Origin of the sequence: Clavibacter sepedonicus (genome assembly GCF_000069225.1) — a bacterium.
GTDB classification, from domain to species: domain Bacteria; phylum Actinomycetota; class Actinomycetes; order Actinomycetales; family Microbacteriaceae; genus Clavibacter; species Clavibacter sepedonicus.
This window is the reverse complement of sequence record NC_010407.1, coordinates 1,193,283-1,208,417: the sequence shown is the minus strand read 5'-3', so window position 1 is coordinate 1,208,417 and position 15,135 is coordinate 1,193,283. Positions and strand designations below refer to the sequence as shown.

The 15,135-nt window shown below is 72.9% G+C and carries 13 protein-coding genes; 4 read left to right on the top strand and 9 right to left on the bottom strand.

The window, feature by feature from the left end; genetic code table 11:
- Positions 1 to 22 precede the first annotated feature (22 nt).
- Complete coding sequence (locus CMS_RS05705; protein WP_012298552.1) at positions 23 to 1,024, top strand: hypothetical protein; 1,002 nt, start codon at positions 23 to 25, stop codon at positions 1,022 to 1,024.
- 78 nt (positions 1,025 to 1,102) lie between these two features.
- Here CMS_RS05705 and CMS_RS05700 read toward each other — a convergent pair whose 3' ends face one another.
- Entirely contained in the window at positions 1,103 to 2,620 is a 1,518-nt protein-coding gene (locus CMS_RS05700; protein WP_012298551.1) for an aspartate ammonia-lyase, read from the bottom strand.
- A 105-nt stretch (positions 2,621 to 2,725) separates the two neighbouring features.
- Between CMS_RS05700 and CMS_RS05695 the strand changes: the two genes are divergently transcribed.
- Positions 2,726 to 3,577 (top strand): DUF429 domain-containing protein, encoded by an 852-nt coding sequence (locus CMS_RS05695; RefSeq protein ID WP_012298550.1) that lies wholly within the window; start codon positions 2,726 to 2,728, stop codon positions 3,575 to 3,577.
- A gap of 40 nt (positions 3,578 to 3,617) precedes the next feature.
- On the opposite strand, the gene CMS_RS05690 is transcribed toward CMS_RS05695, so the two are convergent.
- Entirely contained in the window at positions 3,618 to 4,364 is a 747-nt protein-coding gene (locus CMS_RS05690; RefSeq protein WP_012298549.1) for a polyprenol monophosphomannose synthase, read from the bottom strand.
- Between the two features lie 187 nt (positions 4,365 to 4,551).
- On the opposite strand from CMS_RS05690, the gene CMS_RS05685 reads away from it, so the two are divergent.
- Entirely contained in the window at positions 4,552 to 5,067 is a 516-nt protein-coding gene (locus CMS_RS05685; RefSeq protein ID WP_012298548.1) for a GtrA family protein, read from the top strand.
- A gap of 46 nt (positions 5,068 to 5,113) precedes the next feature.
- Here CMS_RS05685 and CMS_RS05680 read toward each other — a convergent pair whose 3' ends face one another.
- From CMS_RS05680 to CMS_RS05655, 6 genes are all read right to left on the bottom strand, one after another.
- Complete coding sequence (locus CMS_RS05680) at positions 5,114 to 6,391, bottom strand: Nramp family divalent metal transporter (RefSeq protein WP_012298547.1); 1,278 nt, start codon at positions 6,389 to 6,391, stop codon at positions 5,114 to 5,116.
- 95 nt (positions 6,392 to 6,486) lie between these two features.
- Positions 6,487 to 7,962: an NCS2 family permease gene (locus tag CMS_RS05675; protein ID WP_012298546.1), complete on the bottom strand. Its 1,476-nt coding sequence runs from the start codon at positions 7,960 to 7,962 to the stop codon at positions 6,487 to 6,489.
- A 121-nt stretch (positions 7,963 to 8,083) separates the two neighbouring features.
- Positions 8,084 to 8,335, bottom strand: coding sequence for a hypothetical protein (locus tag CMS_RS05670; protein WP_012298545.1), 252 nt, complete (start codon positions 8,333 to 8,335; stop codon positions 8,084 to 8,086).
- Positions 8,332 to 9,513 (bottom strand): inorganic phosphate transporter, encoded by a 1,182-nt coding sequence (locus CMS_RS05665; protein ID WP_041464456.1) that lies wholly within the window; start codon positions 9,511 to 9,513, stop codon positions 8,332 to 8,334. Before CMS_RS05665 ends, CMS_RS05670 begins: the two co-directional genes overlap by 4 nt.
- A gap of 118 nt (positions 9,514 to 9,631) precedes the next feature.
- Positions 9,632 to 11,272 (bottom strand): carboxylesterase/lipase family protein, encoded by a 1,641-nt coding sequence (locus CMS_RS05660; protein ID WP_223842735.1) that lies wholly within the window; start codon positions 11,270 to 11,272, stop codon positions 9,632 to 9,634.
- A gap of 23 nt (positions 11,273 to 11,295) precedes the next feature.
- Positions 11,296 to 12,879 carry a CYTH and CHAD domain-containing protein gene (locus tag CMS_RS05655; protein ID WP_041464455.1) on the bottom strand — a complete coding sequence of 528 codons (1,584 nt, stop codon included), beginning with the start codon at positions 12,877 to 12,879 and terminating at the stop codon, positions 11,296 to 11,298.
- A gap of 91 nt (positions 12,880 to 12,970) precedes the next feature.
- Here CMS_RS05655 and CMS_RS05650 point away from each other — a divergent pair, with 91 nt between their 5' ends.
- Positions 12,971 to 14,155: a YihY/virulence factor BrkB family protein gene (locus tag CMS_RS05650; protein WP_012298541.1), complete on the top strand. Its 1,185-nt coding sequence runs from the start codon at positions 12,971 to 12,973 to the stop codon at positions 14,153 to 14,155.
- On the opposite strand, the gene CMS_RS05645 is transcribed toward CMS_RS05650, so the two are convergent.
- Positions 14,103 to 15,119 carry an NADP-dependent oxidoreductase gene (locus CMS_RS05645; protein ID WP_012298540.1) on the bottom strand — a complete coding sequence of 339 codons (1,017 nt, stop codon included), beginning with the start codon at positions 15,117 to 15,119 and terminating at the stop codon, positions 14,103 to 14,105. The two genes, CMS_RS05650 and CMS_RS05645, sit on opposite strands and share 53 nt — an antisense overlap.
- Between the last annotated feature and the right edge of the window lie 16 nt (positions 15,120 to 15,135).

The window sequence follows — 15,135 nt, the reverse complement described above, 5'->3', positions numbered from 1 at the left end:
CCGCCGCGTCTAGGCTGGACGGATGATCAACCGTCTCCTCTTCCTCGCCGGCATCGGCACCGGCTACGTCCTCGGCGCGCGCGCCGGACGCAAGCGCTACGAGGGCATCGCGCGCACGTCGCGCACCGTCTGGGCGAGCGAACCCGTGCAGCGCGGCGTCCGCCAGGTGCAGACCGTGCTCGACGAGAAGGGCCCCGTCGTCGTCGAGCGCACGGTGGAGACCGCCCGGGAGGTCGCGGACTTCGTCGGCCACGCCGTCCAGGGCGCCGCGGTCGCCGTCGGCCGCACCGCGCACACGGTGGGCGAGCGCATCGGCACCACCACGCAGGACATCGCGGGCCGGGTCGGCAGCACCACGCAGGACATCGCGGGCCGGGTCGGCAGCACCACCCAGGACATCGCGGGCCGGGTCGGCAGCACCACCCAGGACATCGCGGGCCGGGTCGGCAGCACCACCCAGGACATCGCGGGCCGGGTCGGCGACACCGCCAAGGACCTCGGCACCCGCACCGCGGACCAGACCAAGCACGTCGTCGACCGCGTCGGCCAGCAGGCCACCGAGGTCGGCCAGCGCGTCGCCGAGACCGCCGAGGACGTGCGCGGCCGCGTCGTCGAGACCGCCGAGGAGGCGCGCACGCGCGTCCAGGCGACGGCCGAGGACCTCCGTGAGCGCGGCGAGGAGGCCGGCCGCCGCGCCGTCTTCACCGCGGCCGAGGCACGCGACGAGGCGCTCGCGTCCTTCGACGATGAGGACGAGACCGGCCCCGTCGCGATCCCGACCGAGGCGGCCGATGCGACCGCTCCGACGGAGGCTCCCGCGCCCGCACCCGCACCCGCGAAGCCGAAGGCCGCCGCGAAGAAGGCCGCCCCCAAGGCGAAGGCTGCCCCGACGACGTCCGACGCCCCGCACGTGCCGACCCCGGGCGACATCGCCGGATCCGTCCACCCCGAGGAGCCCGCGCACGCCGCCCCCGCCGACGACGCGACCGGCACCACCCCGGCCCGCACGTCCGACGACGCCTGACGCCGAGGACCGCACCCCGCACGCGACAGCGCGCCGCAGCCCTCGGGCCGCGGCGCGCTGTCGTCGTCCCGGGGCGGGTCAGTCGGCCTGCCCGCCCTCCTCGGCCGCATGCGCCGCGAGCATCTCCGGCGTGATCACGGACATGGCCGCCGTCACGGGCTCGAGGCCCGAGAGCCGGTCGGGCGCGAGGATCTTCTCCACCTGCGTCCGCGTCATGAGCCCCGCCTCGACGACGAGGTCCGGGATCGACGCGCTCGTCATGAGCGCCGTCTTCGCGAGGCTGGAGGACGCGGCGTAGCCGATGTACGGCGTGAGCGCGGTGACGACGCCCACCGACGACTCCACCTGCGCCGCGAGCCGCTCGGTGTTGGCGGTGATCCCGTCGATGCAGTTCACACGCAGCGTCTTCGCCGCGTTCCGCAGCCAGCTCAGCGACTGCAGCAGCGAGTGCGCGATGACCGGCTCGAACGCGTTGAGCTGCAGCTGCCCGCCCTCGGCCGCCATGGTCACCGTCACGTCGGCGCCGGCGATGGAGAACGCGACCTGGTTGACGACCTCGGGGATCACGGGATTGACCTTGCCCGGCATGATGCTGGATCCCGCCTGCCGCGGCGGCAGGTTGATCTCGCCGAGCCCCGCCTGCGGCCCCGACGACAGCAGCCGGAGATCGTTGCAGATCTTCGACAGCTTGATGGCGCCGCGCTTGAGCGTCGACGACAGCGTCATGAAGACGCCCGCGTCGCTCGTCGCCTCGATGAGGTCGCTCGCGGTCACGAGCGTGTAGCCCGTGATGGCGCTGAGGTGCCCGCGCACGGCGGCCGCGTAGTTCGGATCCGCCGTGATGCCCGTGCCGATCGCCGTGGCGCCCAGGTTGATCTCCGACAAGAGCGGCACGAGCTCCCCGAGCCGCGCGTGGTCCTCCTCGAGCGTGGTGGCGAAGCCGTGGAACTCCTGGCCGAGCGTCATGGGCACGGCGTCCTGCAGCTGAGTGCGCCCGACCTTCAGCACCTGCGAGAACTGCGCGCCCTTCGCGAGGAACGAGCGGCGCAGCAGGTCGAGCTCGTCGAGCGTCTGCAGCAGCGAGTGGATGAGGGCGACCTTGAGCGCGGTCGGGTACGTGTCGTTCGTCGACTGGCTGCGGTTCACGTCGTCGAGCGGGTGCATGTGCTGGTAGTCGCCGAGCGCGTGGCCGGCCCGCTCGAGGGCGCGGTTCGCGATGACCTCGTTGGTGTTCATGTTGGTGCTCGTGCCGGCGCCGCCCTGGATCACGCCGACCACGAACTGGTCGTGCAGGTGCCCGGCGATGATCTCGGTGCAGACCTCGTCGATCTGCTTCGCCTTCCGCGCATCGAGCACGCCGATCTGCACGTTGGCGCGGGCCGCGGCCTGCTTCACCTGCGCGAGCGCGACGACGAACTCCGGGTAGACGCTGAGCGGCCGCAGGCTGATGGGGAAGTTGTCGAGCGCGCGCGCCGTGTGGATCCCCCAGTAGGCGTCGGCGGGGACGTCCATGCTCCCCAGGCTGTCGGTCTCGGTGCGGACGGGGTGGCCGTCCGAGGTCGGGATGCGGTCGTCGTTCGGGCTGACAGGGGTCATGTGGAGGCTCCATCGTCTCGTCGCTCGTGGCATGAGGGCCCTTCGACCCTACTAGCGGGGTCGCGCACCTCCGAGGCCGCCCGGGGCCGCGGATAGGCTCGTCGGATGCGCCGCTTCCTCGGGATCGACCTCGCCTGGGCGGAGGGCACCGCGACCCGGCCGGCGCGCGAGACGGGGCTCGCGTGCATCGACGCCTCGGGCCGTGTGCTCGACCTCACGACCGCCCGCGGGATCGACGAGGTGGTCGCCTGGGTCGCCCGCTGGGAGGACCCGGGAGCGGTCGCCGCGGTCGACGGACCGCTGGTCGTCGCCAACGCCACGGGCAGCCGCCTCGCCGAGAAGGAGGTCGCCTCGCGCTACGGCCGCCTCGGCATCTCCGCGTACCCGTCGAACACGGGCCGACCGGCGCAGGGCGCGGTCGTGCTGCGGCGGAGGCTGGAGGCGGCGGGCTGGGAGTACGACGACGGGTCCGGCGCCGCGCGCGACGCGGGCGCCCGCACGATGCTCGAGTGCTACCCCTACACGACGCTCGTGGGCGCGCCCGAGCTCGGGTTCGCGGGCGTGAAGCCGCGCTACAAGCGCCTCGCGCCGCTGCTCGCGACGGCCGAGCGGCGCCCCCACCGGGCGGCCGAGTTCCGCGTGGTGCTCGACGCGGTCGCGGGGCTCGCACACGCGGATCCGCCGCTCGACGTGACGACGCACCCGCGCGCGGCCGCGCTCGTCGCCGACGGCCCGGCGATCGTGGAGCGGCAGCACAAGCACCTCGAGGACCTGCTCGACGGCCTCATCTGCGCCTGGACCGCCGCGTACTGGGCCCGGCACGGGCTCGCGCGCTCGCAGGTGCTGGGCGCGACGGACCCGGTGGTCGACGAGCACGGCCGGCGCGGCACGATCATCGCGCCGGCGCGCCCGCACCAGCGCGCGCCCGGCGATCCGCTGTCCGCTCCCGCGGGCTAGCGGGCGATCCGACTAGCGGGCTAGCCGGCGATCGGACGCGTCAGCCCCGGCGCAGCCCGAAGCGCAGCTGCAGAACGAGCAGCAGGTTCTTCACGAGCGTGTCGCTCGGGATCTTCGACTCGCCCTCGGTGCGGTCCATGAACACGATCGCCACCTCGGTGGGACGCTTCGCGGTCTTCAGCGCGCGCTGCTTCATCTCGATCTGGAAGCCGTAGCCCGTGGTCGTGATGGTGGAGGGCCTGATCCGCCGCAGCAGCTGCGTCTCGTAGAGGTTGAAGCCGCCCGTGTAGTCCGTGATGCGGGAGCCGAGGAACAGGCGCGTGTAGAGGTTGCCGCCGACGCTGAGGAACCGGCGCTTGAGGTCCCAGTCGGGCGTCGCGCCGCCCCGGATGTAGCGCGAGGCGACCACGAGGTCGGCGCCGCCGCGCACCCGGCGCAGCATCTCCGTGATGTAGGCGGGGTCGTGCGAGAGGTCGGCGTCCATCTGCAGGATGTGGGTCGGCGGCTCGTCGGCCCCGAGCAGCTTCTCGAAGGCCCAGATGTAGGCCGCGCCGAGGCCGGCCTTCTCCGCGCGGGTCTCGACGCGCACGCGGAACGTGTCGGTCTCGACGCTCGGCGCGAGCGACCGGACAAGGTCGGCGGTGCCGTCGGGCGAGGAGTCGTCGACGATCATGGCCGTGATCCGGAAGTCGGGGTTCTGGCCCGCCATGGCCGCGAGGCGGGGCAGCAGCTCCCCGACGTTGCGCGCCTCCTCGTAGGTGGGGATCACGATCGTGAGACTGCTCAAGCTGGTGGTTCCGTCTCCGAATCGGGGATGACCCGGATCCGGGCCTCGTCGAGTCTAGCCAGCGACCGCCGATCGGACCGCTCCGGACGGGCGTCGCCCGTTATCGCCTTGTTACACTTCGTGTGGCCCGGTGCTCAGACTCCGGGCGCACCGCCGAACCGACCGGCGACCGCCCGGGAGGATCAGCGTGACCAAGCTCCTCGCCGACCGCCGCGTCCGCTTCCTCATCGCCGGCCTCCTCAACACGGGTCTCGACTTCGTGCTGCTCAACGCGCTGATCCTCGCGGCGCACATGCCCGTCCTCGCCGCGAACCTCATCTCGGTCACGGTCGGCATCACCATCTCGTACTTCCTCAACCACTTCTTCGTGTTCCGCCACGGCGAGCCCGTGACGATGCGCCGGTTCCTCAAGTTCTTCGCGGTCACGGGCTTCAGCTCGCTGCTGCTGCAGAGCGGCGTGATCTGGCTCTTCGAGCGCGGCTTCGACACGACCTTCGGCCGCTCGCTGCTCATGTTCGGCACGAGCGCCGAGCAGGAGTTCCTCGAGATCAACATCGCGAAGGCCACGGCCGTGCTCATCGGCCTCGTGTGGAACTTCACGCTCTACCGGCTCGTGGTGTTCCGGACGCCGGCGCCCGCCGCCGAGGCCGCGGCCGACGACGCCGGCTCCCGCGCCGTCCGCCAGTCCGCGTCCGCCGACTGAGCCGACCGAGCCGAGCAGCCCGGCCCGGCCCGGCCCGCGGCACCGGCTACAGCAGCTTCCCGACCTCCGTCACGAGCTGCTGTATGCCGAGCACCACGAACAGCAGCGCCGAGAGGCCCATCACCGTGTTGCTGAGCGGCCGGTTCCGCCACGCGCGCGGCGTGCGGTCGGTGTTGAGGAGCACGAGCAGCGTGATCGCGAGGAACGGCATGAAGAGGGCGCCGAGCACGCCGTACGCGATGATCAGGCCGATCGGCTGGTCGAGGAAGAGCAGGCCGATGGGCGGGATCGTCAGCCAGACGATGAACGCCCGGTAGTAGCTGCCGCCGAGGCGACGGCGCGGGTCCTCGACGTCGAGGCCGCGGACGGTGCCGAGGAAGTCGGCGAACATGAGCGAGACGCCGTTCCACACGCCGAGGATCGAGGAGAATGACGTGGCGAAGAACCCGAGCAGGAAGAACCACGTCATGAACGCGCCGTAGCGCTCCCCCAGCACGTCGGCGAGCTGCACGAGCCCGCCCTCGCCGTCGGCCAGGGCGATGTCGGCGGAGTACAGGAGCTCCGCGCCGACCACGAGCATGGACAGCACGAAGATCCCGCTCATCACGTAGGCGACGGAGTTGTCGATGCGCATGACCTTCATCCAGCGGGGCGCCACCCAGCCCTTCTCGCGCAGCCAGTAGCCGTAGGCCGCGAGCGTGATGGTGCCGCCGACGCCGCCCGCGATGCTGAGCGCGACGACGAGGCCACCCTCGGGGACGGTGGGCACGAGGCCCGTGAGGAGCGCCGGCACGTTCGGCACGGTGACGACGGCGGCGCCCACGACGGTCACGAACATCAGCCCGACGAACACCGCGATGATCTTCTCGAACGCCGAGTAGCGCCCGAACCAGACCACGACGGCGCCCGCCAGGCCGCATGCGATGGCGAACACCTTGAGGTCGACGCCCGGGAAGAGCGCTGCGAGCGGGAGCGCCGACGAGCTCATCGCGGCGGCGCCGTAGACCAGGCCCCAGATGAGGATGTACGGCCCGAAGTACCAGGTGGTCCAGCGGCCGACCGTGCGCCAGCCCTCGAAGATCGTCCTGCCCGTCGCGAGCGAGTACCGGCCGGCGCCCTCCACCAGGAAGATCTTGATGATCACGCCGAGGACCGCGGCCCAGAGCAGGGCGTAGCCGAAACGGGATCCGGCCACCAGCGTCGCGACGAGGTCGCCCGCGCCGATGCCGGTCGCGGCGACCACGAGGCCGGGTCCGACGATGCGCCAGCGCTTGGCCGACTCCTGGGGTCCGCGGACGTCGCCGCGCGTGTCGAGGTCGGTCATGAGCGGGCTCCCGTGCGTCGTCGAAGGGGGTCCCGTCCCACCTTACGCAGGGCTGGGCGTCGCGCGCCCTCTGGCGATCGCGCGAAGCCCGGGGATCAGACGCCCAGCAGCTGCTCGATCGGCCCGCGCGCGAAGAAGATCAGGAACCCCGCGGAGACGACCCAGAGCAGCGGCGAGACCTCGCGCGCGCGGCCCGAGAACGAGCGCACGAGCACCCAGGAGAGGAAGCCGACGCCGATGCCGTTGGCGATCGAGTACGTGAGCGGCATGACGAGCACGGTGAGGAACACGGGCAGCGCGACCGAGAAGTCCGTCCACACGATGTCGCGGATCTGCGACGCCATGAGCGTGCCGACGATCACCAGCGCGGCGGCCGCGACCTCGAGCGGCACGACCTGCGTGAGCGGCGTGAAGAACATCGCGAGGAGGAAGAGCACGCCCGTGACCATCGACGCGAGGCCCGTGCGGGCGCCCTCGCCGATACCGGACGCCGACTCGATGAACACCGTGTTCGACGAGCTCGAGGTGGCGCCGCCGGCGACCGCGCCGAAGCCCTCGACGACCAGCGCGCCCTTCAGGCGGGGGAAGTCGCCGCGCTCGTCGGAGAGGTCGGCGGCCTTCGCGAGGCCCGTCATGGCCCCCATGGCGTCGAAGAAGTTCGTGAAGACCAGCGTGAAGACGAGCATCAGGCTGGAGATGATCCCGATGCGGCCGAACGCGCCGAAGTCGAACGCGCCGACGAGGCCGAGGTCGGGCAGCGAGACGGGCGTGCCGGGCAGCACGGGCGCGTTGAGGTTCCAGCCGGTGGCGCCCGAGGTGTTCGACGGGCCGATGTGGAAGACCTGCTCCACGACGATGGCGATGAGCGTGGTCGCGACGATGCCGATGAGGAGCGCGCCGGGCACGCGGCGGGCCATGAGCACGCCCATGATCACGAGGCCGAGGATGAAGACGACGGTCGGCAGCGACGCGATGGACCCGTCGATCCCGAGCGCGAGCGGCGACGCCGGCACGCCCGTGCCGCGCACGAAGCCGGAGTCGACGAAGCCGATGAACGCGATGAAGAGGCCGATGCCCACCGTGATGGCGGTCTTGAGCTCCCGCGGGACGGCCCGGAAGATCAGCGTGCGGAGGCCCGTGGTGGCGAGCAGCACGATCACGAGGCCGTTGATGACCACGAGGCCCATCGCCTCCGGCCAGGTGACCTCGCCGACCACGCTGACCGCGAGGAACGAGTTGATGCCGAGGCCCGCTGCGAACGCGAACGGGAGGCGCGCGACGAGGCCGAACAGGATGGTCATGACGCCCGCGGTGAGGGCCGTCGCGGCGCCCACCTGCGAGGCGCGCAGCCAGTTGCCGTCCACGTCGAGCGTGGCCTGGTCGGCGCTGAAGCCGCCGAGGATCAGCGGGTTGAGCACGACGATGTAGGCCATCGTCACGAACGTGAGGACGCCGCCGCGGATCTCACGGGCGTAGGTGGATCCGCGCTTCGTGATCTCGAAGAACCGGTCGAGCGCGCCGCGCCCTCCCGTGGTCTCGGGGGCGGGGGACGACGTGCGCGCTTCGGTCATGGGCTTCTTCCGCGAGGGGTCGGGCGACGGGGAGGGAGGGAGCCGACGACCTTGTCGGGACGGGATCGAGCCTAGGGGCGGGCGCGCGGCCGGGACCAGCCCGGATCGCGGCGCCCCGCGGTCAGGAGTGGAGGGCCGGGATGATCAGGTACACGCCGTAGAGCACGGCGAGGCCGCTGAGGGCGAAGCAGACGTAGCCGCCGACGGTCGCGGCCTGCGGGCGGATGCCCGTCACCGAGACCTTGTCGCCCTCGTCGTCGTACTCGGTGCCGACGGCCAGCAGCCGCACGCCGAGGGAGAAGAGGCACACCACCGCGACGGCGCCCACGAGGGCCGCCACGGCGACGACGAGGAACGCGCTCCAGTCGATCATGCGGCCTCCCTGGCCTTCCGGGCGGCCTTGGTGGCCTTGCGTCCGCGCACCGCGAATCCGGCGGCGTCGACCTCGACGATGGCGTTGCGGGCGTCGACCGCGTTCCGGCGCGAGCGCCAGAAGATCCAGACGATGACGGCGACGCCGACGACCGCGTCGATGACGAAGCCGACCGTGCCGGTGCTCGCGATGAAGGCCGCGAGGGCGCCCACGACGGCGGCCGACGGCAGCGTGAGCAGCCAGCCGAGCGCGATCTTCCCCACCGTGTTCCAGCGCACGGACGCGCCGCGGCGGCCGAGGCCCGAGCCGATGACGGATCCCGACGCGACCTGCGTGGTCGAGAGCGCGAAGCCGAGGTGGCTCGACGCGAGGATGGTGGCCGCGGTCGAAGCCTCGGCGCTGAACCCCTGCGCGGGCTTGACCTCGGTGAGGCCGGATCCCATCGTGCGGATGATGCGCCAGCCGCCCATGTAGGTGCCGAGGGCGATGGCGACGGCGCAGACCGCGATGACCCAGAACTCCGGGCCGGAGCCCGCGGCCTGCACCCCGCCCGCGATGAGCGTGAGGGTGATGATGCCCATGGTCTTCTGCGCGTCGTTGGTGCCGTGCGCGAGGGCCACGAGCGACGAGGTGAAGATCTGGCCGTAGCGGAAGCCGCCGCGCTCGTTCGGGCCGCTCGAGCGGCGCGTGATCGAGTAGGCGAGCTTGGTGGTCGTGTACGCGATGAGGCCGGCGATCACGGGGGCGAGCAGCGCCGGGAGGATCACCTTCGACAGCACCACGCCGAAGTCGACCGAGCCGAGCCCCGCGCCGACGACCGCCGCGCCGATGAGCCCGCCGAACAGCGCGTGGCTCGAGCTCGACGGCAGTCCGCGGAGCCAGGTGACGAGGTTCCAGACGATGGCACCCATGAGCCCCGCGAAGATCATGGTCGGCGTGATCTGCACGCCGCCGTCGCCCTCGCGGATGATGCCTCCGGAGACGGTCTTCGCGACCTCGGTGCTGAGGAACGCGCCCACGAGGTTGAGGACCGCGGCGATCGCGACGGCCACCCGCGGCTTCAGGGCACCCGTCGCGATGGGGGTCGCCATCGCGTTCGCCGTGTCGTGGAAGCCGTTGGTGAAGTCGAAGAACAGCGCCAGGGCGATGACCAGGACGACGATGAGGGTGAGATCCACTACCGGATCCCTCGAGCGGATGTCACAGTCGTCGATCCTAACGGCCTGCATACGCCGGGCTCGAACGGGCGTCCGGCGGATGACGGTCGGATGAACATCTCGCGCCGGATCCGAAGGGTCAGATGTGCGGCACGAAGTCGCGCCAGGCGACGCGACGCTCGGCGTGCGGGTCGTGCTCGACGCGGTCGACCACGTCGAACACGAGGGTCGCGCGCTCGCCCGACGCCCCCGCGTCCGCGTCCGCCGCCCCGGTGCCCGGCGCGTCATCGTCGCCGCCCACGTACGGCGGCCACGACTCGTCGACGGTGCCGTCCTGCGCGAAGCGGAGCCAGGCGATGCGCATCCGCTCCCCCGCCGCGACGAACGCGCGCCGGCCGCCGAGCAGGGTCATGCCGCGGCCGAGCATCGAGTCCATGCGGTCGAACAGCGCGAACAGCTCGAGGCCGTGCGTGGCGTCGAGGCCCATGAGGTGGACGAGGCGCGGGGCGATGTCGAAGCGGTAGAAGTGCACGGGCGCGTAGCGGGCGTGCCGCTCGGCGACCTTGATCGACGGGAACCAGAAGGCGTAGTCGCCGCCGAAGTCGAGCGCGGCCCGGCGCTTCGGCAGGCCGGGGTAGAGGGCCGCCAGCTCTGCGCGGTGCGATTCGTCGGTCTTCGCGAACACGGCCTCGATGCGCGGCGGCGTGGTCGCGAGGATGTCGAGGCGGCCGGTGAACAGGGATCCCTCGCGCTCGTTGGTGCCGATGATGAGCGGCACGCGAGCGGCCCGGCCGTGCTTGAACGCGTCGAGCGGGCGCTCCGGCAGCACGTCGCCGTCGATGACGGGGCTGAACGTGATGGTGCCCGGCTCCTCGTCGGGCGTCCGAACCATCAGCTCGTTCGCCGCCGCGGCGAGCGTGGACGCGCTCGCGGCGGTGAGCAGCCGGACGGCTTCGGCGTCGTCGGGCGCGCGCCCCGCCCGACCCGCGAGGAGGCCCACGAACTCGGCCGCCCACCGCGCGGTCTGCTCGGCCGGGTAGACGGCGTTCGTCGGCGAGCTCTGCGCGATTGCGCGGGCGAACAGGCCGTGCGCGGCGGGCACGGCCATGAGCGTCGTGACGGCGTTGCCGCCCGCGGACTCGCCGAAGACCGTGACGTTGTCGGGATCCCCGCCGAACGCGCGGATGTTGTCGCGCACCCACTGGAGCGCCTGCACCTGGTCGCGGAGGCCCAGGTTCGACTCGATGGGGCGATCAGGCCTGGAGTACCGGCTGAAGTCGAGGTAGCCGAGCGCGCCGAGCCGGTAGTTGAAGCTCACGTAGACGATGCCGCCCTGGCGCACGAGGCCCTCGCCCTGCACCGGGTTCTCGCGCGAGGATCCGACGACGTACGCGCCGCCGTGGATGAAGACCATGACCGGCCGCAGCTGCGACTCGCGGTTGACGCGCGCGGCGTCGGGGCTGAGCCCGGACGGAGCGATGACGTTGACGGTGAGGCAGTCCTCCCCCATCGGCGTGCCCTGCGGCGCGCCCATGAAGGCGCCCGCGCTGACCTGCGGGGCGACCTTGCCGAAGTGCTGCGCGAACCGCGCGCCCTCCCAGCCGAGGACGGGCTGCGGGGCCCGGAATCGCAGGTCGCCGCGGGGCGGGGCCGCGAAGGGGATGCCGCGCCAGGCCTCGATGCCCCGCTCGCGCACGCCGCGGACGGTGCCGCCCGTGACCTCGACGTCGAGCTCCGACGGGTCGTACGCCGGGGTGGGCACGTCGGCGTCGGAGGTCACCCGATCGAGTTTACGGTCCGCCCTCACGCTCCCGGGACGGCCGTCGCGAGCAGGCGCTCGATCGCGCGCTCGGCCCGCCAGAGCGCCGACTCGGTGCGCAGCCGCTCGGCCTCGTGCAGCACGCCGAGCGCGAACGCGTCCTCGCCGCGCGCCGCGAGGCGCCTCGCCTCGTCGCGGAGGATGCGCTGCATGGCGATGCCGTCGCGGTGCTCGCCGAGCTCGTCGTGCACCTCCTCGGCCGCGGTCGCGAGCCGCATCGTCTTCCGGCCGAGCACCGTGACGGTGCGGCCGCTCACCTCCTCCGCGGCGTAGCGGAGGCGCTTGGCGGCCTTCCGGACCTCGTGCAGCGCCTCGGTGCGCGCGGCCTCGCCGACCGCCTCCTGCGCGACCGCGGCCCGGCGGCCGACCCGCTCGGCGTCGCGGCGCAGGGCCGCGTGGAGCGCGGGGCCCGCGGGGGAGCTGGCGTCGTGGGCGAGCGGCGGATCCGCGACCAGGGCGTCGAGGTCGTCGAGCAGCGCGAGGTAGCGGGCGGACGAGAGCGCCCGGACCACGCGCTCGCGGGCGCGGCGGTAGCGCTCGTCGAGGACGTCGTGCAGGGCGTCGCCGACGTGGTCGGGGACCGTCCCCGTGTCGTGCTCGACCACTGACCAGACGACGCGGTCGCGCAGCACCTCCATGTCGCGGGCGCCGCCGAGGACGGCCCCGAGCGCCGTGAGCTCGGCGCGGACGGGCGCCGTGGCGGCCGGGTCGATCACGTCCTGGTGGGTGCGGAGGGCGCTGCGGAGGCGGCGGACGGCGACGCGCATCCGGTGCACGGCGTCGTGCTCGTCGGCGCGCACGCGCGGATCGGCGGCGACGAGGTCGCGCACGCCGCGGGCGAGGATCGCGCGGGCGACGTCGGACGCGGGGCTCTCCCGCGTGAGGGTCGCGGGATCCCGCAGCGCGGGACCCGCGGGCGCCTGGCGGCCGAGCGCGTCGGCGCCGAGCGCGCGGGCCAGCTTCGACGCGCTGTCGGACGGGCGGGCGCCGACCTCGAGCACGTGCCGCTCGATCCGGTCGAGGAGCGCGGTGCGCTGCTTGCGCTTCGCGGGCGCGTCGGGCAGCAGCTCGACCTCCCACTCGTGCCAGGCGCGCACGGTGCCGCCGCGGACGTCGGATCCGGTGACCCGGTCGTCGGCGAACTCGGCGACCGCGCGGCCGTCGGCGTCGTGCAGCGTGACGGTGGTGCGGACGGTCTCGAGGCGCGCGAGCGGCGTGAGCTCGCGGCCGCGCACGTGGACGGCGACCTGGTCGAGCACCGGGCCGGGGATCGCACCGTCGTCGCCGTCGCCGTCCTGCAGCGGCCAGCCGAGCTCGGTGCGGCCCTCGCCGCCGTCGGCGGGGAGCTTGACGTGCCAGCCCGCGTCGTGCCCGCCCTCGCGGCGGCGGAGGATCATGCGGCGGTCGGCGAGCGCGTGGTCGGCGGTGTCGAGGTAGACCGCCACGAGCGTCACGGGCTCCGCGGACCGCGCCTCGGCGATCCCCTCGATGCCGGCGAAGGCCGGGACGGGCACCCCGTCGGGGACGTCGTACTTGCGCTCGATCTCGACGGAGGATGTGTGCACCATCCTCCCTGTGTAGCGCACGCGGCCGGACGCGGCCAGCCGCCGACGGTCGCCCGGAGCGCCGCAGTCCCGGCCGTGGGTCAGACTTGCCGACATGCCCATCCGCCGCCGTCACGTCGCGCCCGACGACGCCACGCCGCGGGCCGACCTCGAGGAGGCCGCCCTCCACCGGCGGCAGCGCATCGGCCGCGAGCTCGGCTGGTACGCGTGCCGCCGCGCGGTCTACGGCTTCATGAAGCACCGCGGCATCGATATGACCGCGAGCCTCACCTTCTACTCCACGCTGTCGCTCGTCCCCGCGGCGGTCGCGGTGCTCAGCCTCATCGGCGTGGTCGGCGACACGCGCGCGGGCGTCGAGGGCGTGCTCGCCGTGCTCACCTCGGTGCTGGGCGACTCCGCCGTCGACGTGATCCGCGACCCGGTCGAGCAGCTCGCCGACGGACCGCGCTCGGGCGTCGCCTTCACGGTGAGCTTCCTCGGCGCGCTCTGGACCTCGGCCGCGTACGTCACCGCGTTCGGGCGCGCGATGAACCGCGTGCAGGAGACCGAGGAGGGCCGGCCGCTCGTGAAGTACCGGGCGCTGATGCTCGGGGTGACGATCGCGCTGCTCGTCGTGAGCGTGGTGATGGTCGGCATGCTGCTGCTCACCGACGAAGGGGCCCGCGCGCTCGGGCAGCAGCTCGGCCTGGGCGACACGACGCTCGTGGTGTGGGCCGTCGTCAAGTGGCCGCTGCTCGTGGCGCTGCTGACGGGGATCATCGGCGTGCTGTACGCCGCGACCCCGAACCTCCGCCGCCGTCGTGTGGACCTGCTCACCTGGGGCAGCCTGGTCGCGATCGTCGCATGGGGCCTCGGCACGGCGGGGTTCGTCGCCTACGTGACGCACGTCGCGACCTACGAGTCGACCTACGGCGTGCTCGGCGCGGTGATCGTGCTGCTGCTGTGGCTGTACATCGGGAACCTGTCGCTCGTGCTGGGCGGCGAGCTCGACGTGGAGATCATCCGCGCCAGGCAGCTGCAGGCGGGGATCCCCGCCGAGCACGCGCTGCGGCTGCCCGTGCGCGACACGACCCGCGCGGACCGGCTCGCGCGGCGCCGCGCCCTGCTCGAGGACGAGGGGCGGCGCCTGCGCGAGGCGCGTTCGGGACCGGACGCGTCGGCCTCGGAGGAGCGCCGGGCGGATGCCCCGCCGACGCTCCCCGAGGACGACACGAGGGAGGTGCGGGTCAGGAGGCGCTGGTCCGCACGACCATCTTCCCGACGTTCTCGCCGCGCATGAGGCCGGTGAACGCCTCGAAGGCGCGGTCGATGCCGTCGATCACGGTCTCGTCGGCCGTGATGCGGCCCTCGGACAGCCACGGGCCCATCTTCGACGCGAACTCGGGCGCGAGGTCCTGGTGGTTGCCGAGGGTGAAGCCGCGGAGAGTGAGGCCGCGCGTGACGATGCGGCCCGTGTTGCGGATCGCGATCTCCTCGCCGGTGGAGTTGTAGGTCGAGATCGAGCCGCAGTTGGCGACGCGGCCGAAGTCCTTCAGGGCGCCGAGCGCGGCGGACAGGTGGTCGCCGCCGACGTTGTCGAAGTAGAGGTCGATGCCGTCGGGCGCCGCCTCCGCGAGCTTCGCCTCGAGGTCGCCGCCGTGGTAGTCGAACGCGGCGTCGAAGCCGAGGTGCGACGTGAGGCGCTCGACCTTCTCCGCCGATCCCGCGCTGCCGACGACGCGCGAGGCGCCGAGCAGGCGGGCGATCTGGCCCACCATGGAGCCGACAGCGCCGGCCGCGCCGGACACGAAGACGACGTCGCCCTCCTTGATGGACGCGATGCGGGTGAGGCCGACGTAGGCGGTGAGGCCCGTCAGGCCGAGCACGCCGAGGTGGGCGGAGGACGCCACGCCGGGCACCTCGGGGACGGGGCGGAAGCCGCCGGCCTGGCCCTGGGCGACGTCGCGCCAGCCCAGCATGTGGCTGACGAGCGTGCCGACCGCGAGGTCGTCGGAGCGGGACTCGACGACGCGGCCCACGGCAGATCCGGTCATGGCCTCGTCGAGCTGGAACGGCGGCACGTAGGACGGCACGTCGTTCATGCGGCCGCGCATGTAGGGGTCGACGGAGATGAACTCGTTCTCGACGCGGACCTCGCCGTCCTGCAGGTCGGGGAGGTCGACCTCGACGCGGCGGACGTCGTCGGGGGTGGGCTCGCCGGTGGGGCGCTTCGCCAGCTGCCACTGGATGCTGCGTGCGGACATGGGTCTCCTTCGCTCT

Bases quoted from the DNA above. Each gene is read 5' to 3' on its own strand.
- CMS_RS05650 (WP_012298541.1), top strand. From the start codon at position 12,971: ATGCCCATCCGCCGCCGTCACGTCGCGCCCGACGACGCCACGCCGCGG.
- CMS_RS05670 (WP_012298545.1), bottom strand. From the start codon at position 8,335: ATGATCGACTGGAGCGCGTTCCTCGTCGTCGCCGTGGCGGCCCTCGTG.
- CMS_RS05705 (WP_012298552.1), top strand. From the start codon at position 23: ATGATCAACCGTCTCCTCTTCCTCGCCGGCATCGGCACCGGCTACGTC.
- CMS_RS05675 (WP_012298546.1), bottom strand. From the start codon at position 7,962: ATGACCGAAGCGCGCACGTCGTCCCCCGCCCCCGAGACCACGGGAGGG.
- CMS_RS05655 (WP_041464455.1), bottom strand. From the start codon at position 12,879: ATGGTGCACACATCCTCCGTCGAGATCGAGCGCAAGTACGACGTCCCC.
- CMS_RS05700 (WP_012298551.1), bottom strand. From the start codon at position 2,620: ATGACCCCTGTCAGCCCGAACGACGACCGCATCCCGACCTCGGACGGC.
- CMS_RS05645 (WP_012298540.1), bottom strand. From the start codon at position 15,119: ATGTCCGCACGCAGCATCCAGTGGCAGCTGGCGAAGCGCCCCACCGGC.
- CMS_RS05680 (WP_012298547.1), bottom strand. From the start codon at position 6,391: ATGACCGACCTCGACACGCGCGGCGACGTCCGCGGACCCCAGGAGTCG.
- CMS_RS05695 (WP_012298550.1), top strand. From the start codon at position 2,726: ATGCGCCGCTTCCTCGGGATCGACCTCGCCTGGGCGGAGGGCACCGCG.